Origin of the sequence: Acholeplasma laidlawii (assembly GCF_015709225.1) — a bacterium.
Classification (GTDB): domain Bacteria; phylum Bacillota_I; class Bacilli_A; order Acholeplasmatales; family Acholeplasmataceae; genus Acholeplasma; species Acholeplasma laidlawii_A.
Window position 1 is genome coordinate 39,237 of sequence record NZ_JADNRS010000030.1, and the last position, 21,855, is coordinate 61,091.

The window sequence follows — 21,855 nt, forward strand, 5'->3', positions numbered from 1 at the left end:
AATGAACTTATAAAGTAAGTTCATTTTTTTATTAAAAGGTATTGTTAATTAACTAAAAAAGTTAACGACTGCGATGATTGCACCAATTAAAATTACTGCAATTGTTCCGAAAATGATAAGCCCTATAACAATTTTTCCCCATAGAGATTCACTTGGATCTTTAAATACGTATGTATCTTTCTTTGCAACTGGTTGTTGTTTTTTAGAAACAGAATTCTTTTTTGCCATGTTATCACTCCAAAATAATTTGTCTTATGATATTATACTATATAATATGTATTAAAGGAAGTTTTAATTTGAAAAAATCATATAAAGTTATATTTCATATTGATTTAAACGCTTTCTACGCTACATGTGCCATGATTAAAGAGCCACATTTGAAGCATAGGGTTTTTGTTGTTGGTGGACAATCCTCTCAACCAAGAGGTGTTGTATCAACAGCAAGCTATAAAGCTAGAAAATATGGCATACATGCTGGCATGAGCATGTTAGACGCTTTAAATAAATTTCCTAGACTACTTATAGTACCTGTTGACTTTAAATTTTACAGAGAAATGTCAAACAAATTTATGGAAGTTTTGGATTCTTATTCAGATTTAGTCCTTCAAGCATCCATTGATGAGGCGTTTTTAGATATGACCAAAGCATCTGAGGAGATACATCCAATTAAGTTAGCTAAAAAGATTCAAAAAGAACTGGTTGATAAATACCAACTACCAACATCTATTGGTATCGCACCGACCTTATTTTTAGCCAAAATGGCAAGTGATATGAAAAAACCATTAGGTATTACGGTATTAAGAAAAAGAGATGTAGAAAAGTTACTATATCCTTTAAGTGTTGCTGACATATATGGTATTGGTAAACAAACATACCCAAAACTCATGGCTCTTGGTATCAATTCGATAAAGGACTTTATGGACTTATCTAACTTACCAAAGATCACACGTGTGATGAAAGAAGAAACTTATTATAGTTTTAGAGAATATATCTTGGGTAATAGTTCTAATGTTGTTGATCCTGATAAATACCGCTTACCAAAATCCATCTCTGCTGAAACTACATTTAATACAAATATCGATGAACCGTCCGTTATATTAGACATCATTATGTCTCAACTAGATGAATCCCTAGCTAGACTAAAGAAATATAACATGCTTACAAAAACAGTTGGATTTAAACTCAAATCCAGTGATTTTAAATCCATTACCCGTTCTAAAACACTAGAAGATTATACAAATGATCCTGAAATTATCAAATATGAACTGACATCACTTTTTGAAAATGAATTTGAAGGTGGGGTTTATCGTTTAGCTGGTGCATCATTAAGTAACTTAATTTTACACAGAGATAATGAAATTCCTTTTAATCTGTTCACGTATGAAAAGTTTATCACTAAATTATGATATAATTATGGAGGTGAAAATATGAAAATAAAAGAAATGCTTGAGAAATTAAAATATACTGAATTATCCCCAATACAAACTGAAGTCATTAAAAACTTTAATGATAAGCGACATATTGTGGGCTTAGCTCCAACTGGAACTGGTAAGACACATGCTTATCTTTTTCCTGTTTTAGAAAACTTAAAAAGAGAACCTAATGTTGTAGAAGCAATCATCTTACTACCAACGAATGAGCTTGTTATGCAAGTTCAAAGTATGTTGTTAGAAGCAGATGATACTGTAAGCTATAAATCATATTATGGTTCACAAGATATGCAAAGAGAAGCTGTAAAACTTAAAAACAGTCATCCCAATATCGTTATTACAACACCTTCAAAATTAATAGATCTAGTCATCCATAAAAATGCTTTAAATATTAAACATTTAGATTACTTCATACTAGATGAAGCAGATATGATGTTTGATGAAGATTTTATGAGTTTAATTGACCCTGTTTTAGCAAATCAAAAAATAGACAAGTTTATGATATTCTCTGCAAGTATTACTAAAGCCATGGAACCATTTATTGCAAAATACTTTGGAAACCACATATTTATTGATACAAAGAAGGAAACTACTCTAAATATTGATTATTATTTATTAAACATTAGAGAACAAAGACTAGAAAGTTTAATGGATATCATTAAACGTATTAATCCTTACTTAAGTATTATATTTGTAAGTAAAAACGAAGACATCAACACTGTCTATGAATACCTATTAGAACAAGGTGTTAACGCTGTATCATTTCAATCTAGTTTAGGCGTTAAACAAAGAAAACGTATTCTAGAAGATATTCATAATTTAAAATATCAATATGTTGTCTCAAGTGATTTGTTAGCTCGTGGTATCGATTTTAAAGCAAGTCATATTATTCACTATGATTTACCATTTAAATTAGAGTTTTTCTTACATAGAAGTGGCCGTACAGCACGTATGGGTGATACCGGTGAGGTTTATACACTCTATGATGAAATGGATCAAAAAAAGATTGATAAATTAAGAAACCAGGGAATTGATTTTATACCAATCACCTTAACACCAGATGGTTTCAAAAAACCTAAAAAGAAATCAAAAACTTATGATAAAAAGATTGCTAACGCGATTAAGAAAATAGCTAAACCAAAGCGTGTTACACCAGGATATAAGAAAAAACATGCTGAAAAAGTTAAAGCTGCAATTAAAAAAGTAAAGAAAGGTAGGTACAGGGATGCTGATCTTAGGAAGTCACGTCAGTCTCAAGGGGAATGATATGTTCTATGGTAGTGTATTAGAAGCACTAGAATACAATGCCAATACCATGATGGTATATACCGGAGCCCCACAAAATACAATTAGAAAACCAATCGAATCAATGAAAATAGAAGAGGCGCATGCACTCATGAAGGAAAAGGGTATTGATTTAAATCATGTCGTGGTGCATGCACCTTACATTATAAATTTATGTAACCCAGATCCAGAACGCCGTGCATTTGCTGTAGAGTTTCTTACAAAAGAAGTTGTACGTGTTGGACAAATGGGCATTAACCAAATGGTTTTACACCCAGGTTCAGCAGTTGGTGGTAATAGAGAAGAAGCGGTTCACTGGATTAGTGAAGGCTTAAATCAAATTATCGATAACACCAAAGATTACAACGTAAGAATCGCTTTAGAAACGATGGCTGGAAAAGGCAATGAAATTGGTAAAACCTTTGAAGAACTCAAAGCAATTATTGATGGAGTTGATGATAAATCAAGAGTATCTGTTTGTTTTGATACATGTCACGTACATGATGCAGGTTATGATGTAATTCATGATCTTGATAAAACACTCCAATTATTTGATGATATTGTAGGATTAAACTATATTTCTGTAGTCCACGTAAACGACTCTAAAAATGAACTTGGTGCTTCTAAAGACCGTCATGAAAACATTGGTTTTGGCTATATTGGTTATGACGCTTTACTTAAAGTAATTTATCATGAAGCATTTAAGGAGATTCCTAAAATACTAGAAACTCCGTATGTAAATGATAATGCACCTTACAAATTAGAAATTCAAATGATTAAAGATAGAGTATTTGATAACGAATTAAAAATAAAGCTAGAAAAATAACATTGAATAAAAATTTTAATCATGTTATAATTATATTTGCGAAAACTATAAGGAGAATTTGACATGGCAAAGAAATATCGTGCTGTTGAAAGCAAAATTCATTGGTTAACTTGGGTAATTATGGCTACTTTGGTAACTGCAATGATTGTTTTATTAGTTGTACTTCAACCTGCACCTAAAGATGTATTTTATGATTCATACAGCGCCGTAGCTACAGATGTAAATTTTGAAAAGAAATTACCAAAAGATAATAACTATATTTTAATTAATCGTTTAGAGGATGGTTTCTTAGGTATTAACAAGGGTTTATACTCAGTTACAAATAAAGTTGACCAAGTATCAATCGTATACTTTGGTGCACCATCTTTAGAAAATGGTAGCAATCATGTAGCGAATGTATATGCTAGATTATATGGAACAGATAAAGTTGACCCAGTAATTGCAGCATCAGATTTATATGTTCAATTAGAAGATCAAGTAAAACTATACCATTTTGAACATGATGGAACAGATTTTAGTAAACTAGTTGAAACACTAAATGAAAAATATGAAGATGCAAAAATCGTTGCTTCAAATGTGCCATTTGTCTTAGTGCTACTAAATAATGAAGTTGTTGATTATGCAGTTTTAAACGAAGAAAACATTCCACTTCAATTATTTAACTTCTACAATGATGTACTAGAAAGTATTGCTTTTACAGCATAACTCAACTAAAGAAGATAAAAAAATACTTCGAACGAAGTATTTTTTATTTATTAAAGCAGTTTTTTTAATAATACGCTAATTTCTTCAATCTTTTCTTCTGGACTGCCTGCATTAATTGAGTCAAGTACACAAGTATTTAAATGATTGACCAAAAGCTCTTTTTGAGCTTTTTTTAAAAGGGCAATTGAAGCATTGATTTGTGTAGAAATATCTAAACAATATCTATCATCTTCAGTCATTTTAATTACAGACTCTACCTGACCTTGAGCAGTTTTTAGTAGTTTGATTATATTTTTATGATCATGCATGATTTTACCTCGCTTACATACCCCCCCCTTATTAGGGGTTACTTTATTCTATCATAAAAATAAAAAATGTTCAAAAAGTATGTAAAAACAATTAGAAAAAAATAATTTATACTAAAAGTTTGATATAATATGATAAATGGAGATGATATGCATGATAGAGCAAATTAAATTAGAGCTCAGACAATTATTATTTGATCATTTAGATATAGAAGATGTTGTATTAGAAGTACCTAAAAGAGGCGATTCTGATTTGGCAATTCCATTATTTGGATATCAAAAACAAATGGGTAAAAAATTACCTGAAATCTTTGACTTATTTAAAGATATATTAATTCAACATCATTTAGTGGAATCTGTAGTGTTTACTGCAGGATTTTTAAACATTTATTTAAAACGATTAGAGGTTTCAAAATCTATTTTAAATTCAATACATGATGAGAAACAATCCTTTGGCACACAACCAAATAACAATAAAACAGTTGTTATTGACTATTCTTCACCGAATATTGCTAAAAGCTTTAGTGTTGGTCATTTACGTTCAACGGTTATCGGTAATAGTTTAAAATTAATTTACCAAAAATTAGGTTATAACGTTGTAGGGGTTAATCATCTAGGTGACTGGGGTACTCAGTTTGGGTCTATGATGGTTGCATACCGTATGTGGGGTGACAAGGATAAAATTAAGGCTAATCCAATTGATGAACTACAAGCACTTTATGTACGTTTTCACGAGGCAGCTGAAAAAGATGAATCTTTAAAACAAGAAGCACGTGATGCTTTCTTAAAATTAGAACAAGAAGATCCTGAATATACAAAACTATGGACTTACTTTAGAGAAGTATCTTTACAAGAGTTTATGAACATGTACGATATTTTAGATGTAAGTTTTGATAGCTATAATGGTGAAGCGTTCTACAATGATAAAATGGATAGAGTTATAAAAGAACTAGAAGATAAAAACCTACTTGTTGAAGATCAAGGTGCAATGGTTGTTAAATTAGAAGAAGACACACCACCCGTACTGATTAAAAGAAGTGATGGTGCTACATTATACACAACAAGAGATCTAGCAGCACTACTTTATAGAAATGATACATATCATTTTGATAAGGCATTATATGTTGTTGGTAATGAACAAAAACTTCATTTTGAAAACTTGAAGAAAGTTGTCAAAATGATGGGTTATAATTTTAATATCGAACACATTAACTTTGGTCTTGTTCTACAAGATGGAAAAAAGATGTCTACTAGAAAAGGTAAGACTACGAAGTTAGATTATGTACTAAATCAAGCAGTATTAAAAGCAAAACAAGCGATTGAAGAAAAAAATCCAAACTTAGAAAATAAAGATCAAGTAGCAAAAGTTGTAGGTATTGGGGCTGTTATCTTTAATGACCTTAAAAATGATAGAACTTTAAATATTGAATTCGATTTAGATGGTATGCTTAAGTTTGAAGGGCAAACTGGACCATATCTGCTATATTCTATTGTAAGAATTTTCTCTATTCTAAAATCAAATACTATAGATATTAGTCAAGTAGACTATACACTGTATCAAGATGAAAATTATTATAGTTTAATTAAGGTACTTGATCAATTCCCAAGTATTGTTCAAAGAGCAGCAGAAAGTTATACACCATCTACAGTAGCTAAGTATGTATTACAGTTATCACAAGAATTTAATACATTTTATGCTAAAGTAAAAATTAATGATAGTAATGATGTCGTAAGACAAACGAATCTTTTATTAGTAGAAAGTATATTAAATATCTTAATCGAGGGCCTAAGACTTCTAGGTATGAAGCATTTAGAAGCAATGTAATATGGAAAATAATAGTAATAACAACAATACAAAATCAAATAAATTATGGTTAAATGGAATCGTTGTAGTAGTTATACTATTAACACTCTTCACTATTGTTGGTAGTTTAAACGATTTTAATGAAATATTTAGTACAATCAAAACCATGGATAATAGGTTTTTATGGCTAGCATTAGGAGCAAGTTTTTTAAGTTTTGTCTTTTTATCAATTTCTAATCATATTGTACTTAGAGCATTAAATAAAGAGATTAGTTTAGTGGACGGCTTCTTAATACAGTCTATTGAAACATTTTTTAATGGCATCACACCATTTTCAAGCGGTGCCCAACCATTTCAGTTATATTATTATAGGAAAATGGGTGTTGCATCGAATCAAGCAACATCAGTGCTTGCGGTAAACTTTATTATCTTCCAAACCGTATCTGTTATATTATCTACAATCGGTATGGCTATTTATTTTCAAGATATTTTAAATGTAATGGGTCATAATATTATCTACATACTTATTGGTTATACGATTAATACAGCGATCCTAGTTGGATTATTCTTATTGGGATATGTTCGAACTGCATATAAATTATTTGAAGCAATATTTAGATTCTTTGAGCGATTTAATTGGACCAAGAAAACAGCTAATAAATTAAAATTAAGAACTGAAAAATTTGTTAATGAATTTCAAGGTGGAGTCAAATTTCTATTTACAAAAAAACGTGTATTTATCCTAAGTTCACTAACAAAACTTATTTCTTTAACGCTACTTTATTCAACAACAGTAATCATAGTAAGAGCACTTGGTCAATCAATAAGTATAAATAATGCATTCTATTTGTTTTATTCAAGTATACTAGCTGTAACAACCATGATGTTTGTACCTCTACCTGGTGCAAGTGGTGGCACGGAGCTTTCGTTTAGCTTATTATTAACAGGTAAAATGCCGAGTGTGCAAGTTGTAACAGTTATGTTAATATGGCGTATTGTTACGTACTACTTAGGTTTACTATTTGGATTTATCGGTTTTTTATTATTAAAAACTAGGAGAACAACTAAATGAGAATAGGAATATTTTCAGAAGCGTATCTACCACTTATTTCAGGTGTAGTCACATCGGTAGTTAATTTAAAAGAAGGACTGGAAGCCTTAGGACATGAGGTGTATATCATTACGCCTATTCCATCTAAAGATAAATTAGAAAACGATCCGAGTGTGATTCGTATTCCAGGATGGGTTATACCAAGAAAATCTTTAAAGGGTTTTAGGTTAGTTCCTTTTGTTAAAAGATATGTCAAAAAAATACGTAAACTCAAACTAGATGTTGTGCATATACACACAGAGTTTTCTATGGGTAAATTAGGTTTGGCGGTTGCAAAAAAAGAACGTATTCCTAGTGTCTATACATTACACACAAGCTATCAGGACTACACCCATTATGTATCCAAGTTACTTACCAAATTTGCACCAAATGTAGCTAAAAAGTTAGCGGCTAAAATAAATAATCAATATACTAAAAATTGTCATATGACAATTGTTCCAACTAAGAAAATTTATGATAAAATGATTAGGTTGAAACATGATGGTGAGTTTACAATTATCCCTTCAGGTATCAATTTAAAACCGTTTTATAAGTCAAGTCACACAGTAGATCAGGTACAAGCACTTAAAGATAAGTTAGGCATTAGAAATGATGAGTTTGTAGCTATCCTTGTAGCACGAATTGCTAAAGAAAAATCTATTGGTGATTTGGTTGAAGCTTTTATAGAATTTTATAAGAGTTATCCGAATTCGAGATTCATCATCATCGGTGATGGCCCGGATAAACCAACATTAGACAAACTGATAGATTCTAAAAAAGCATCTAAGTATATTAATACTTTAGGATTTGTCAAAAACACAGAAGTGGGTCTTTATTATCAAATTGCAGATGTATTCTTAAATGCATCTACAACTGAAACTCAAGGACTAACTTATGTAGAAGCACTTGCAGCATCACTTCCTATTATAGTAAGATATGATGATGTATTTGATGCGTTTGTTGAAGATGGTAAAAATGGTATCTTCTTTAATAAGAATGAAGAGCTAGTTAAACATCTAATTCACATTAGACAAAACCCTGAGATATTAAGCACACTATCTAAAAATGCTGAAAACTCAACAAAACCATATGCTAAAGAAGTATATGCAAAAAGTTGTGAAACATTGTATCTGGATTTAATAGATAAAAACAACGAAAAATTGAATAAAAAGTAGGCTTATGCCTGCTTATATCCCCGTGTGGCGAAATGGTAGACGCGCTTGACTCAAAATCAAGTAGTGAAGACTGTGCTGGTTCGAGTCCGGTCACGGGGACCAAGTTGAAAGAATAGGTTTGATACAATCGTATCAAGCCTTTTTTGTTTGGTAGATAGGGTTTTTTTCCCTATCTGCCGTTTCTGTATATTCTAAAATGATATCAGCAGTGGTGTTTGTTCGGGACTTTTTAGTGTTAATAGTCAAAAGTGCAACTACAATTTAACGATTACTCAACAATTTACACGATTACTCAACAATTTAACGATTACTCAACAATTTAACGATTACAAGAAATCTATAATAATTCATGATTTTATAAAATTAAGTTGAAAGAGGTTGTTAATATAATGTTAATAAGGTTTTTCTTTCAAAAAGCCGCTTTTAGTGCTATAATTAATGCAAATATCGATATATATTTTTGATTATTTTTAGAAGGAGAGATAAGATGTCATCAGTAATATTAGGATTTGAGAATAAATTATGGGAAATGGCTGATAAGCTAAGGGGAAACATTGAAAGTTCTGAATATAAACACGTAGTATTAGGTTTGGTTTTTTTGAAATATATATCTGATTCATTTCTAGAAAGATATGAAGAAATAAAGGTTGAGTATCCAGGTTTAGAAGAAGATAGGGATGGATATACATCTAAGAATGTATTTTTTGTACCTAAAGAAGCAAGATGGGATTTTATTAAAAGCAATGCTAAACAAGCTACTATCGGACAAGTAATCGATAATGCAATGATTTTAATTGAAAGAGAAAATCCAACATTGAAAAATGTTTTACCTAAAGATTATGCAAGACCAGAATTAGACAAAACTAGATTAGGTGAAATGATTGATATGTTTTCATTTGATGTAGGTGGAAAAGAAGCAAGAGCAAAAGACGTATTAGGTAGAGTTTATGAATATTTCTTAAAGAAGTTTGGTGTAGGTGAAGGTCAATTTTATACACCACCAACCATGGTTGATTTATTAGTTAATATGATAGAACCATACAAAGGTAGAGTTTATGATCCATGTTGTGGGTCTGGTGGTATGTTTGTTCAGTCAGCTAAATTCGTAGAAGAACATCAAGGTAAAATTGGTGATATTTCTATCTATGGTCAAGAGTATACTGCGACAACATGGCGCTTAGCAAAGATGAACCTAGCTATCCGTGGTATTGATGGTAACTTAGGTGCAAGGGATGCTGACACATTTACTAATGATCAACATAAAAACTTAAGAGCAGACTATATTTTAGCTAATCCTCCATTTAACATTAAAGACTGGGGTCATGCTCATTTAACAGATGATGCAAGATGGAAGTGGGGAACACCTCCATCAGGTAATGCCAATTATGCATGGATTAGCCATATGGTAAGCAAATTAAGTCCTAAAGGCACAGCAGGATTTGTTTTAGCTAATGGATCATTATCAACAAGTCAAAAAGAAGAATATCAAATTAGAAAAAACATGTTAGAAGAAGGATTAGTAGACTGTATAGTCGCAATGCCTTCTCAGTTGTTTTATGACGTTTCAATACCTGTAAGTTTATGGATTATGTCTAAAGATAAAGAAAATAGAAAAGATAAAGTCTTATTTCTTGATGCTAGAAAAATGGGATACATGGAAACCAGACGACATAGAGAATTGACTAAAGAAGAAATGGAACAAATTTATTCTACATATCATAACTGGAAAAACAATGATGGTTATGAAGATGTAGATGGCTTTTGTAAATCAGCAACACTCGATGAAATTAGAACACACGATTATGTTTTAACTCCTGGAAGATATGTTGGACTTGAAGAAGTTGAAGATGATGGTATTCCATTTGAAGAAAAGATGGAAAAACTAACCTCTGAGCTTTCTGAATTGTTTGAAGAATCTAAATCTCTTGAGGAGAAGATTAAAGAGAACTTAAGAGGCATTGGTTATGAGCTATAGTGAATGGAAAACTACGAAATTATTTGAACTCATAAATACAGTATCAGAAACATATAAATTTAGTGAAAATCAAACAGTTGTATTGGTTAATACATCTGATATTCTTGAAGGAAAAGTCCTTAATCACAGTAAGGTGTTTCCTGTTAATGTTGCAGGTCAATTCAAAAAAACATTTAAGAGAAATGATATTTTATATAGTGAGATAAGACCAGCAAATAAAAGGTATGCCTATATTGATTTTGAATCAAATAATTATGTTGCATCAACAAAACTAATGGTTTTAAGAACTAAAAGTAAAGATATTTATAATAAATTCTTATATCATTTTCTAAAGAGTAATGACACATTAAAAACTTTACAGGCAGTCGCAGAATCTAGATCAGGAACATTTCCACAAATTACATTTACAGAATTATCGAATTTAGAAATAAATCTCCCTACTTTAAAAGAACAACAAGCAATAGCAAACATCCTATCATCGCTTGATGACAAAATCGAACTCAATAACAAAATCAATAAAAACCTAGAAGAATTAGCCCAAACCCTTTATAAACATTGGTTTGTTGATTTTGAATTTCCAAATGAAGAAGGTTTACCATACAAATCAAGTGGTGGAAAAATGGTAGAAAGTGAACTGGGTTTAATACCTGAAGGCTGGGAAATCAGAGAACAAGGTGACTACTTTCCAGTTATAACAGGTAAAAAAAATGCTAATTATGCAACGTTAGATGGTAAATTTAAATTTTTCACTTGTAGTCAACAAGTTTTTCAAGCTCCTGATTATTCTTTTGACGGAACAGCTATTTTAGTAGCTGGTAATGGAGACTTTAATGTTAAATATTATAGCGGTAAATTTGAAGCTTATCAAAGAACATATGTTTTAATACCAAAGAATTCAAATTTAGCAGGATTATTTTATTTCATGATAAAAGAAAATCTAAATAAAATAACTAGCGGCCATAGAGGTAGTGTTATTAAATTTATCACAAAAGGTGACTTAGAAAATTATAAGATTATAACGCCTGATAATGAAAAGTTAGAAAAATTCTCATATTATTTTACTAATATTATTAATACCACTGAACATAACAAAAGCGAGAATGAAAAATTAACTAAACTAAGAGATTTACTATTACCTAAACTAATGAGTGGTGAAATTAAAGTACCAATAAAGGAGTAGTCCAATATGAATGAAAATAGATTCTATGAGTCCAACATTGAAGAAGCAGCTTTAGAATGGTTAGAAGAACTAGGCTATGGTACTGAATATGGACCAAATATTAGTCCTGGTGGCGATAATCCTTTAAGGGAATCTTATTATGATGTCATAATTAAAGATAAATTAGAAGAGTCTTTGTATCTGATAAATAAAGGCTTACCTAAGTCTGCAATTAAAGATGCCTTAAGAGAAATATTGATATCTAAGCACGTATCTTTAATTGAAAATAATAAAGCATTTCAAAAAATGTTAACAGATGGTGTTAGTGTTAGGTATAAAGATAAAAACGGGGACAATAAACATGGTTTAGTTAAGGTTATTGATTTTGATAATATTAATAACAATGATTTTTATGCTGTGAACCAATATACAGTTATTGACACACAATATGAGAAACGACCTGACATTGTTGTTTTTGTTAATGGTATTCCAATTTCAGTATTTGAACTTAAAACAGCATCAGATGAAAATATTACTATTGATGCTGCATACAATCAAATCAAAACATACCAAGAACAAGTACCGTCATTATTTATATATAATTCATTTAATGTAATAAGTGATGGGCTACATGCTAAAGTAGGAACGATTACTTCAAACAAAGATTGGTACATGACATGGCGTACGATGGATGGTGAAAAATTAGCACCGACATCGATACCTCAATTAGAAGTAGTTATAAAAGGAATGTTTCATAAAAAACGCCTTTTAGATATAATTAAAAATTTTATATTGTTTCAAGATAACAACCATGAATATACAAAGATATTAGCGGGGTATCACCAGTATCATGCAGTTAATACTGCAGTTACCTCTAGCTTAGATGCTACAAGCGATGAAGGTGATAAAAGAATTGGAGTTGTTTGGCATACTCAAGGTAGTGGTAAATCTCTATCAATGGTTTTTTATGCTGCTAAAATGATAACTTCAAAAGAATTATCTAATCCTACAATTGTGGTTATTACAGATAGAAACGATTTAGATGATCAACTGTATTTAACCTTTGCTAAATCGAGTGAACTACTTAGAACAAATCCAATTCAAGTAGAATCAAGAGAACACTTAAAACAAGAATTAAACAAAAGAACTTCTGGTGGAATTATCTTTACCACTATTCAAAAATTTACTGAAGCCTCATTAAGCGAACCATTAACAAATAGAAGCAATGTGATTGTGATTGTTGATGAAGCACATAGAAGCCAGTACGGCTTTAGTGCTAAAATTGTTACTGATAATAATAGTGCATCGGAAAAGTATGGATACGCTAAATACATGCGTGATTCATTGCCTAATGCTTCATATATCGGTTTTACAGGGACACCCATCGAATCAGCTGATAAAAATACAAGAGCCGTCTTTGGTGATTATATTGCTGTTTATGATATGGCACAATCAGTAGCTGATGGTAATACTGTTAGAATTTATTATGAAAGTAGAATTGCTAAAATTGATTTTACTGATGATTACTTCAATATTGATGATGATTATGAAGAGATCACTGAATACCAAGAAGAAGTCCAACAAGAATCCTTAAAGCGTAAATGGGCAAGGTTAGAAAAAATAGTTGGTAGTCAAGATAGAATCAGAAATATTGCCAATGATATTGTAACTCACTTTGAAAACAGACAAGTTTCAATGGAAACACCAGTCGGTAAAGCAATGGTAGTTGCGATGAGTAGAAGAATTGCAGTTGAGCTTTATAATGAGATTATTAAAATAAGACCTGAATGGCATTCTGATGATTTATTAAAGGGTAAAATAAAGATCGTAATGACTGGAAATTCAAGCGACCCGCTTGAATGGCAAAAACATACTGGAACAAAGCAAACAAGAGAAACTCTTTCACGTAGAATGAAAGATAATAATGATGAACTTGAAATAGTTATTGTTAGAGATATGTGGTTAACAGGATTTGATGTGCCAAGCATGCATACCATGTATATAGATAAACCAATGCAAGGTCATAACCTAATGCAAGCTATAGCAAGAGTAAACCGTGTTTTTAGAGAAAAACAAGGTGGTTTAATTGTAGACTATATTGGTATTGCAGATAACCTTAAAAAGGCCTTATCAGAGTATACAGATGATGATAGAAATGAAACAGGACTTGATACCGAGGTTGCAGTTTCATTAATGATAGAAAAAATTGATGTGATAAGAGAAATGTTACATCATCATGATTATTCAAAATATTTCAGTGGTACAAATTCAGATAAACTTCAAGCTATTATGGAGACTATTGACTATATCATAGGATTAAGGGAAGAAAGAAAAAAGGATTATTTAAAACTTGTTTCTGAGTTGTCTAAAGCATACTCTTTATGTTCAACAACTGAAGAAGCAGAAAAACTAAATGTTGAAATTAGTTTCTATAAAACAGTCCGTGCAGGCATTATAAAACTTTCTACAGATGATTCGAAAAAGAAAACTGTTGACCAATTAGATCACGAATTGAATCAGTTAATTTCAAAATCTCTTAAATCAGATGAAGTGATTGATATAATGGCAGAAATCGGTGCAGACAAACCGGATATCTCTATATTATCTGATGAATTCCTAGAAGAATTTAAAAATATGAAACACAAGAATGTTGCTGTAGAAATGCTCAAAAGGTTAATTCAAGGAAAATTAAGAGGGTTTTCTAAAAAGACAATAGTAAGATCTAGACTATTTTCAGAGATGTTAGAAGAATCACTTAGAAAGTATCAAAATAGGTTAGTTGAATCAACTGTAATTATTCAAGAATTGATTTCTTTAGCTAAAGAAATTACCAAAGCAAGTGAAGAAGGTAAAGAAACCGGATTATCAGATGAAGAGTATGCATTCTATGAAGCCTTATCATCCAATGTTACAGCCAAAGATATCATGGGAACTGATATATTAAAAGAAATAGCAAAAGAGTTAACTAATAAAATCAAATCAAGTACAACGGTTGATTGGAATATCAGAGAAACAGTCAGAGCTGATATTAGATTTCAAATTAGAATTTTACTAAAGAAATATAACTATCCACCGGATGATCCATTAAACCCTAATAACTATGATGAATCTATTAAATTGATATTAGAACAAACTGAACTACTGTTTACAAACAAGTAAAGGAGATCGTCATAATTATTAAAGGTTATGTTTATGTTTTAACTAATCCGAGTTTTAGAGATGATTGGGTTAAAATTGGGTAAAAGTAGTAGGTTACCAGAAGTCAGAGGTAGAGAGCTGTATAATACTGCAGTACCACTACCGTATGAAATATTTGCAACGCTACAAACTGGAAAATATAATGAAGCAGAAAGAATGATCCACAGAAGTATTGATAGAATTTCAGATCTAAGAATTAATAAAGGACGCGGGTTTTTTAATATTGCTTCAGAATCTGTATAGGAATTACTAGCTGACATTAAAGAATTTTTAGGTGATGAAACTATAACTGCAGTTGTTACTGCTGAACGACATATTTTATTTGAAAACGAACAATGGCTACTATCACCTTTAGTAAGAGATCTTTACACCAGACAAGGCAATGTAAATTCAAGCGGCGCATATCAAGGTCCAGCATATTTCACATACAATGGAATTAAATTAACTTATTTAAAACTGAATAACTAATATTATAAGTCAAAAGCGACCTAACTCAATATGAGCAAGGCCGCTTTTTTTATATGCTCTGCTATGAAAAATAGAATGAAAACAAATCATTTCATTTTCTGTGCAAACGTTTGCACAATTTGATTGACAAATATTAAGCAATATTGTATTATTTAAGTGTAATGCAAGCGTTTTACATATTGAAAGATATTGCAGGTAGAGCAAACGTTTGCTCAAATAGGAGGAATTTATGCCAACAATTAAAGACATCGCAAAAAACTTAGGTTTATCATTTTCTACAATTTCAAGGGCATTAAATGATCACCCCTCTATTTCTGATAAAACTAAAGAACTCGTTAAAAATGAAGCGAAAAGATTGAATTTTACATCTAATGTATTTGCTAAAGGACTAACGAATAATAAATCGTATACAGTCACTTTAATTGTTAATATTGATGATGATGTGTCTTTCCAAAATCCGTATTTTTATGAAGAAATGTATGGTATTGAACGATATGTTTATCAAAAAGAATATTCGCTTATTGTTGCAAATATGAAGACGATGATAAAAAATCAAAATATTGTTGATTATCTAGTTAAGTCAAGAAGAACAGATGGTATCATCCTACCATCAACCATCATTGATGATGCACTTATAGATACTTTACATAAATATCAAATTCCATTTGTTTCAATTGGACAGCCAGTTTTAAATAAACTTCCAGTTTCATGGGTTGATATAGATAATCAGTTAGGAACAAATCAAGCAGCAAAGTTCTTAATAAATAAAGGACATAAAAACATTGCTTTCTTAGGTCTTGATAAGAAAAAAATGTTCTCTGTAAAACGTTGCGAAGGATATAAAGAAGCTTTAATTACAAGTAATTTGGAAGTTAGACACGAGTTGATTGTTGAATGTGAAAACACTAAAGATGACGGCTATAAAAATACGCAGGATTTATTTAAAAAATACCCAGATATTGATGCAATTATATGTGCAGATGAACTTATTTCGATTGGAGTCATTAAAGCGCTCAGTGAATTAGGTAAAAGCATTCCAAAAGATGTATCAATTATATCCTTTGATAGTTCTTCAATTGCGCAAATCTCATACCCAGCAATCACGACAATTGATGTTGATTTATTCGAGTTGGGATATCAAAGTGCAAAGATACTCTTTGAACATATTGAGCACAATGGAATAAAAAATAAAGGATTATTAATTGGTACAGAGATCATAGAAAGAGAAACCACAGAGTAATACAAGATGAACAAATTAATTATACATAAAGAGACAAAAGAATACATATATCCATTATCACGTTCAAAAGTTCTTATAAAAGCTGAAGCAACATCAAAACAAATATCTGAAATTACACTTCATTATTGGAAAAGATTTAGAAATCATACAAAGAAAACTAAAAAAATGTATTCGCTAAACCCAATGGGGAATAGCAGGTATTATTTCATAGAACTTGAGTTTGAAGATACCATAAGATATTTAAATTATATTTTTGAAATCAATCAAAATGGTAAAACATATTATTATTCACCTGCGGGTGTTCAGTCTAGTTTTCCTAAAAAATATTTCGAATTCCAAAGTGTAAACCACAATGATATTTTCGATATCCCAACGAATTTTGAGGGGGATATTTGTTATCATATTTTTCCGGAGAGATTTTACAACGGGAATAAAGAAAATGATCCTGAAGAAGTGGTGGCTTGGGATTCAATACCAACTAGAGAGAACTTTATGGGTGGGGATTTTGAAGGAATTAAACAAAAAATTCACTACTTAAATGAATTGGGAGTAAATACAGTTTTTCTTACACCAATATTCAAATCGCCATCAAATCATAAATATGACACAATGGATTACTTTGAACTAGAACCTTCATTTGGATCCAACAGTGAATTTAATGATATGGTTGAGGAAATGTCAAAAAATCAAATCAAATTAGTACTAGATGGCGTATTTAATCATATCGGATATTATTCAGATATTTTCCAAGATGTGGTTAAAAATCAAAAAAACTCAAAATACTGGGACTGGTTCTTAATACATGGTAATGAACTCGATGTAGATAAAGTGAATTATGAATGTGTAGGCGACTACAAATATATGCCTAAGCTTAATACAGCTAATAAAGAGGTTCAAGCATATTTTAACAAAGTAGGGGCATACTGGATTTTGAAATATCATGTTGCAGGTTGGAGATTAGATGTGGGAGATGAATTAGATTTTACGTTTAGAAAATCATTTAGACAACACATTAAATCAACCAGTAAGCAAAAACTTATTATGTCAGAAACTTGGCATAACGGGCAGGATTTATTACGTGGTGATGAAGTAGATACTATAATGAATTATCGATTAAGAGATGCATTAATAGATATTCTAGTTTTAAAAGAAATTGATTTACCACAATTCAATGAACAAATTGAATCAATCTATTTTGATTATCCAAAACAAGTCCACCATATTTTATATAATCTTTTGGATAGTCATGATACAGCAAGGTTTTTAACTACTGCAAACGAAGATAAAGATATCCTGAAAATTGCAGCAGTAATTCAGTTCTTGTTACCAGGTATGCCAGTAATCTACTATGGCGATGAAATTGGTATGAAGGGTGAAACGGATCCATTATGTCGTGCAGGAATGACGTGGAATCAAGTAGACTTAAATATATATAATTTTTATAAAGATTTAATTGAAATAAAGAAAAAACAAGTCTTCAAAACCGGTGATTTTAACATACTAGAAATAAGCGAAAAGGTGTTTTCATTTATACGATATGATGAAAATGAAACCTATTTAGTTGTTGTTAATCCCGGATTAATTGATGAATCGATTTCATTAAAGAAAGACGATTTAAAATGGTTAGAACTAAACAATGATTTTAATATTATAGTGGGTTCTAAATCATATGCTATCACTAAGATTAGGTAGTTAAAATCATTTAGATAAGATGAAGGGCCCTCGGACTATCTAGATGAAATAAACATAAAAAAAGGAGATAAACATGAAAAAAATATACTTAATGGTTTTTACATTGTTACTAACAACACTTGTAGCATGTTCACCTGATGATAAAGTAACAATCGAATTTTGGCACAATTATTCGGCCGGAGATGGTCAAGTGCAAGTTTTAAATACATTAATTGAAGAGTTTGAAGCAGCAAATCCTAATATTAAAGTTGAGGCTGTATTCCAGGAATGGTCAGCTCTACGTGATGGTGTTGTATTAGGAGCGGGTACAGGTGTCTTACCTGATGTATTAAGAGGAGATATTGCATTTGTACCTCAATTCCATAGTTTAGATGTACTAGTGAAAATGTCAGATTTTGAAGATTATTCAGAAGTTGCAAAAACAATACTAGCTCAACCAAATTCAACTGCATTAATAAATGGTTCATACTATGGTATCGCTGCAAATACAAATACGAAAATATTATTTTATAATGAAGATTTATTAGCGGCTAAAAACGTTGAAGTACCAACTAATCTTGAGGCATTATATGAAGCTGCACTCGCAGTATCAACAACAGATGTTGTTGGTATGGTTGAGCCTTGGACAGGTATTTGGAATTTTGGTCCAATGATTTGGTCAGAAGGTGGAGATATCTTGGCTCCAGACAATTCAACGGCTTCAGGTTATCTAAATAGTGACATCGTTGTTGATGTTATTACTAAAATGAAACAATTATATGATGCGAAAGCATTAACTGGTTCATCAATGAATCCATCAGTGCTGGGTGATACAGATGGTTGGGCAGCAGGTAAATATGCATTTCAATTAGATGGTCCGTGGAGAGGAACATCAAATGATGCAGCAGGTATTAACTACGGTGCTATACCTCTTCCAGCAGGTAAGGAAGGCTCTATTTCAGTACTTGGTGGAGAAGATTTCATGATTTTAGATAAAAAGGATACAGAAAAACGTGAAGCAGCTTGGAAATTCGTGAAATTCATGATTTCTGAAGAAGCTCAAGTGAAGATGGCTAAAAAAGGTCAGATGCCAGTCAATATTTCGGCATTAGACAATCAAGAAGTTTTAGAAGTTATGCCTTTATTACCAGTATTTAAAGAAGCATTACAAACAGCAAAATCAAGACCAGTTATTTCACAATGGTCAGAAATTGAAAACATTATTGCAGCAGCTTTTTCTGAAGCGATTATAGGAGCTAAACCAGTAAAACAAGCGCTAGATGCAGCAGTAGTTCAAATCGATGCATTACTAAAATAGTAGAAGATTTTGTATGGGGGTTATTATTATAACTCCCTATACAATTTATTAGACGAGGTATTATATGAAAGAGAAATTTAAAGAATTTAGAAAAAAATTTGACTGGCGTACATTGGTTATTTTCTTACCTGGTTTAATATTTGTATCTATGTTTACTTTTTATCCAATGATTAAAATGTTTTTAATGAGTTTTACTGATTGGAATATTGGTTTAAATCAAACATCCCCATTTGTTGGATTTGAAAACTATTATAGAGTGTTAACGGATCCAATTGCACATATAGCATTAGAGAATACGTTCTTATATCTATTACTTACTGTACCTACACAGATGATATTAGGATTATTAGTTGCACTTATGATTAATAAAATTACAAAATTTTCAATACCATTTAGAGTACTTTACTACTTACCTGTAATTTCATCATGGGTAGTGGTAGCACTTTTATTTAGATATATTTTCAACAATGATGGACTTATGAATTACTTTTTAATGGATGTTTTACATATTACAAATGAAAAAATAGGTTGGTTATCGACTCGATTTAGTGCATTATTTGCAGCATCAATTCTTGGTGTATGGAAGGGTATAGGCTGGAATATGATTATATTCTTAGCAGCCTTACAAGCAGTTCCAAAGGATTATTATGAGGCTGCAGATATTGATGGAGCGAATGCGTGGAAAAAGTTTATGCATATTACACTTCCGATGATTAAAGGAACATTTACATTTGCTTTAGTTATGCTTACGATTGGTGCATTTAATACCTATACGCCAATTGCAGTCTTAACAGAGGGAAATCCTCATCATCAAACAGAAGTAGTATTAACTTGGTTGAACTTCAAGACCTTCTCTGCGCTTGATATGGGATATTCTGCAGCATTATCAATGATCTTAATGGCTTTAATTGTAATTATTACAATAACTATGCTGAAAGTTATTAATAGAAAGGAGAAATAACGATGTTTAAAAAGAAAATTGATCCACTTAAATTAACTAGTTATGTTCTCTTAACACTTGGATTAATCATTGTAGTTTTGCCTATGTTTTATATGGTTGTATCTGCATTTAAAGATAATGATCAAGTATTTGCATATCCTCCTAAAATTATCCCGTCACTTAGTGAGTTAACTCTTGAAAATTTCAAATATGTATTTGATAATTCACCATTTATAACTTATTTTTTAAATACAATCTTTGTTGCACTAATGACAGTTTTAATATCAATAATTGTGTCATCAACACTGGCATATTCATTTGCTAGACTTTATATTCCAGGTAAAAAAATTATCTTTGGGTTAGTACTTTCCATTATGATGATTCCAGGTCTTGCACTAATCGTTCCACAATTTGAATTAGCAGTTATGTTTAAATTAGTTAATAATGTATGGGGTGTTATTCTATTTTATGTAGCATGGGTTACTCCATTTTCCACTTTTTTAATTAAGGGCTATATTGAGGATAATATACCTTTAGAACTTGAAGAATCAATTCAAGTTGATGGAGGTTCGATATTTACGGTATATAAAAATATAATATTACCTATGACATCACCAGTCATTGCAAGTATTTCTATTCTAAATTTCTTGTTTCCTTTTGAAGAACTTGGATGGTCAACCGCAATATTGAAAACAGATAAATATCGTACACTACCGGTTGCTATTACAATGTTTTTTCAATCGCATGGAAGAACAGATTGGGGATATGTATTTTCAATGACTACCATGGCAATGATACCAGTATTGATTATTTATATACTTCTGCAAAAGTTTTTTATAAGTGGCTTATCAAGTGGTTCAATCAAAGGATAAATAAAAGCCAACTCGCGAAAAAAACAGTGTTAAACTATTTAAAGGAAATTTAAGGTTTCAAATGCTAAGAAGAAACTTTAAGTATAGTTGGAATCAAAACTTTAAATTTTATTAAATGGTATGATGCATGTTTATCGTTACGGACATATAAGCATATCTAACAAAAATAGACTTGATTAATTTATCAAGTCTATTTTTGTATATTATATTGAGTCAATGCTCTGCTATGAAAAAGTGGGACACATAGGTACCACCTAAAAGAACATATTGTATAATATAAAAATATAAGGAGCAGAAAACCTATGAATGAGTATAGTGTTGACTTCAAACTAAAGATTGTTAAGATGATATTAAATGATCACATCAGTAAAAAATCCATTATGAGGGAATATAAC

Annotated in this window: 18 protein-coding genes and 1 tRNA gene; 17 read left to right on the forward strand and 2 right to left on the reverse strand. The window is 30.9% G+C overall.

Annotation, left to right across the window (positions count from 1 at the left end; all coding sequences use genetic code 11):
• Nucleotides 1–48: 48 nt before the first annotated feature.
• A complete protein-coding gene (locus tag IY230_RS03495) occupies nucleotides 49–228 on the reverse strand; it encodes a hypothetical protein (protein ID WP_041633819.1) in 180 nt (59 codons plus the stop codon).
• A 68-nt stretch (nucleotides 229–296) separates the two neighbouring features.
• On the opposite strand from IY230_RS03495, the gene dinB reads away from it, so the two are divergent.
• The 4 genes from dinB (at nucleotide 297) to IY230_RS03515 (ending at nucleotide 4,245) form a co-directional block, all read left to right on the forward strand.
• A complete protein-coding gene (dinB, locus tag IY230_RS03500) occupies nucleotides 297–1,406 on the forward strand; it encodes a DNA polymerase IV (RefSeq protein WP_196369944.1) in 1,110 nt (369 codons plus the stop codon).
• 21 nt (nucleotides 1,407–1,427) lie between these two features.
• Nucleotides 1,428–2,696 (forward strand): DEAD/DEAH box helicase, encoded by a 1,269-nt coding sequence (locus tag IY230_RS03505; RefSeq protein ID WP_196369945.1) that lies wholly within the window; start codon nucleotides 1,428–1,430, stop codon nucleotides 2,694–2,696.
• Entirely contained in the window at nucleotides 2,659–3,540 is an 882-nt protein-coding gene (locus IY230_RS03510; protein ID WP_374978444.1) for a deoxyribonuclease IV, read from the forward strand. Before IY230_RS03505 ends, IY230_RS03510 begins: the two co-directional genes overlap by 38 nt.
• Nucleotides 3,541–3,603: 63 nt before the next feature.
• Nucleotides 3,604–4,245, forward strand: coding sequence for a hypothetical protein (locus tag IY230_RS03515; protein WP_196369947.1), 642 nt, complete (start codon nucleotides 3,604–3,606; stop codon nucleotides 4,243–4,245).
• Between the two features lie 50 nt (nucleotides 4,246–4,295).
• Here the strand turns inward: IY230_RS03515 and IY230_RS03520 are convergent, their stop codons facing one another.
• A complete protein-coding gene (locus IY230_RS03520) occupies nucleotides 4,296–4,553 on the reverse strand; it encodes a metal-sensing transcriptional repressor (protein ID WP_196369948.1) in 258 nt (85 codons plus the stop codon).
• Nucleotides 4,554–4,704: 151 nt separating this feature from the next.
• Here IY230_RS03520 and argS point away from each other — a divergent pair, with 151 nt between their 5' ends.
• From argS to IY230_RS03585, 13 genes are all read left to right on the forward strand, one after another.
• Nucleotides 4,705–6,375 carry an arginine--tRNA ligase gene (gene argS, locus IY230_RS03525; RefSeq protein ID WP_230852588.1) on the forward strand — a complete coding sequence of 557 codons (1,671 nt, stop codon included), beginning with the start codon at nucleotides 4,705–4,707 and terminating at the stop codon, nucleotides 6,373–6,375.
• 1 nt (nucleotide 6,376) lies between these two features.
• The gene (locus IY230_RS03530; RefSeq protein ID WP_196369950.1) at nucleotides 6,377–7,426 is read left to right on the forward strand and encodes a lysylphosphatidylglycerol synthase transmembrane domain-containing protein; all 1,050 of its coding nucleotides are present in this window, start codon (nucleotides 6,377–6,379) and stop codon (nucleotides 7,424–7,426) included.
• On the forward strand, nucleotides 7,423–8,619 hold the full coding sequence (gene mgs, locus IY230_RS03535; RefSeq protein WP_196369951.1) for an alpha-monoglucosyldiacylglycerol synthase: 1,197 nt from the start codon (nucleotides 7,423–7,425) through the stop codon (nucleotides 8,617–8,619). Before IY230_RS03530 ends, mgs begins: the two co-directional genes overlap by 4 nt.
• 18 nt (nucleotides 8,620–8,637) lie before the next feature.
• Nucleotides 8,638–8,721: transfer RNA gene (locus tag IY230_RS03540), tRNA-Leu, on the forward strand.
• Between the two features lie 385 nt (nucleotides 8,722–9,106).
• On the forward strand, nucleotides 9,107–10,594 hold the full coding sequence (locus IY230_RS03545) for a type I restriction-modification system subunit M (protein WP_196369952.1): 1,488 nt from the start codon (nucleotides 9,107–9,109) through the stop codon (nucleotides 10,592–10,594).
• The gene (locus IY230_RS03550) at nucleotides 10,584–11,774 is read left to right on the forward strand and encodes a restriction endonuclease subunit S (protein ID WP_196369953.1); all 1,191 of its coding nucleotides are present in this window, start codon (nucleotides 10,584–10,586) and stop codon (nucleotides 11,772–11,774) included. The genes IY230_RS03545 and IY230_RS03550 overlap by 11 nt, the downstream gene beginning before the upstream one ends.
• Before the next feature lie 6 nt (nucleotides 11,775–11,780).
• A complete protein-coding gene (locus IY230_RS03555; protein WP_196369954.1) occupies nucleotides 11,781–14,912 on the forward strand; it encodes a type I restriction endonuclease subunit R in 3,132 nt (1,043 codons plus the stop codon).
• Between the two features lie 60 nt (nucleotides 14,913–14,972).
• Nucleotides 14,973–15,194, forward strand: coding sequence for a GIY-YIG nuclease family protein (locus IY230_RS06600; RefSeq protein WP_230852589.1), 222 nt, complete (start codon nucleotides 14,973–14,975; stop codon nucleotides 15,192–15,194).
• Between the two features lie 454 nt (nucleotides 15,195–15,648).
• Complete coding sequence (locus IY230_RS03565; protein WP_196369955.1) at nucleotides 15,649–16,659, forward strand: LacI family DNA-binding transcriptional regulator; 1,011 nt, start codon at nucleotides 15,649–15,651, stop codon at nucleotides 16,657–16,659.
• Between the two features lie 6 nt (nucleotides 16,660–16,665).
• The gene (locus IY230_RS03570; RefSeq protein WP_196369956.1) at nucleotides 16,666–18,351 is read left to right on the forward strand and encodes a glycoside hydrolase family 13 protein; all 1,686 of its coding nucleotides are present in this window, start codon (nucleotides 16,666–16,668) and stop codon (nucleotides 18,349–18,351) included.
• 73 nt (nucleotides 18,352–18,424) lie between these two features.
• Complete coding sequence (locus tag IY230_RS03575; protein WP_196369957.1) at nucleotides 18,425–19,648, forward strand: extracellular solute-binding protein; 1,224 nt, start codon at nucleotides 18,425–18,427, stop codon at nucleotides 19,646–19,648.
• A 64-nt stretch (nucleotides 19,649–19,712) separates the two neighbouring features.
• Entirely contained in the window at nucleotides 19,713–20,609 is an 897-nt protein-coding gene (locus IY230_RS03580; protein ID WP_196369958.1) for a carbohydrate ABC transporter permease, read from the forward strand.
• 2 nt (nucleotides 20,610–20,611) lie between these two features.
• Entirely contained in the window at nucleotides 20,612–21,460 is an 849-nt protein-coding gene (locus tag IY230_RS03585; RefSeq protein ID WP_196369959.1) for a carbohydrate ABC transporter permease, read from the forward strand.
• Nucleotides 21,461–21,855: the final 395 nt, after the last annotated feature.

Excerpts from the sequence above, each read along its gene's own strand:
- IY230_RS03495 (WP_041633819.1), bottom strand. The coding sequence starts at position 228 with ATGGCAAAAAAGAATTCTGTTTCTAAAAAACAACAACCAGTTGCAAAG.
- IY230_RS03505 (WP_196369945.1), top strand. The coding sequence starts at position 1,428 with ATGAAAATAAAAGAAATGCTTGAGAAATTAAAATATACTGAATTATCC.
- IY230_RS03570 (WP_196369956.1), top strand. The coding sequence starts at position 16,666 with ATGAACAAATTAATTATACATAAAGAGACAAAAGAATACATATATCCA.
- mgs (WP_196369951.1), top strand. The coding sequence starts at position 7,423 with ATGAGAATAGGAATATTTTCAGAAGCGTATCTACCACTTATTTCAGGT.
- IY230_RS03515 (WP_196369947.1), top strand. The coding sequence starts at position 3,604 with ATGGCAAAGAAATATCGTGCTGTTGAAAGCAAAATTCATTGGTTAACT.
- IY230_RS03550 (WP_196369953.1), top strand. The coding sequence starts at position 10,584 with ATGAGCTATAGTGAATGGAAAACTACGAAATTATTTGAACTCATAAAT.
- IY230_RS06600 (WP_230852589.1), top strand. The coding sequence starts at position 14,973 with ATGATTGGGTTAAAATTGGGTAAAAGTAGTAGGTTACCAGAAGTCAGA.
- IY230_RS03545 (WP_196369952.1), top strand. The coding sequence starts at position 9,107 with ATGTCATCAGTAATATTAGGATTTGAGAATAAATTATGGGAAATGGCT.
- IY230_RS03520 (WP_196369948.1), bottom strand. The coding sequence starts at position 4,553 with ATGCATGATCATAAAAATATAATCAAACTACTAAAAACTGCTCAAGGT.
- argS (WP_230852588.1), top strand. The coding sequence starts at position 4,705 with ATGATAGAGCAAATTAAATTAGAGCTCAGACAATTATTATTTGATCAT.
- IY230_RS03565 (WP_196369955.1), top strand. The coding sequence starts at position 15,649 with ATGCCAACAATTAAAGACATCGCAAAAAACTTAGGTTTATCATTTTCT.
- IY230_RS03530 (WP_196369950.1), top strand. The coding sequence starts at position 6,377 with ATGGAAAATAATAGTAATAACAACAATACAAAATCAAATAAATTATGG.
- IY230_RS03585 (WP_196369959.1), top strand. The coding sequence starts at position 20,612 with ATGTTTAAAAAGAAAATTGATCCACTTAAATTAACTAGTTATGTTCTC.
- IY230_RS03575 (WP_196369957.1), top strand. The coding sequence starts at position 18,425 with ATGAAAAAAATATACTTAATGGTTTTTACATTGTTACTAACAACACTT.
- IY230_RS03580 (WP_196369958.1), top strand. The coding sequence starts at position 19,713 with ATGAAAGAGAAATTTAAAGAATTTAGAAAAAAATTTGACTGGCGTACA.
- IY230_RS03555 (WP_196369954.1), top strand. The coding sequence starts at position 11,781 with ATGAATGAAAATAGATTCTATGAGTCCAACATTGAAGAAGCAGCTTTA.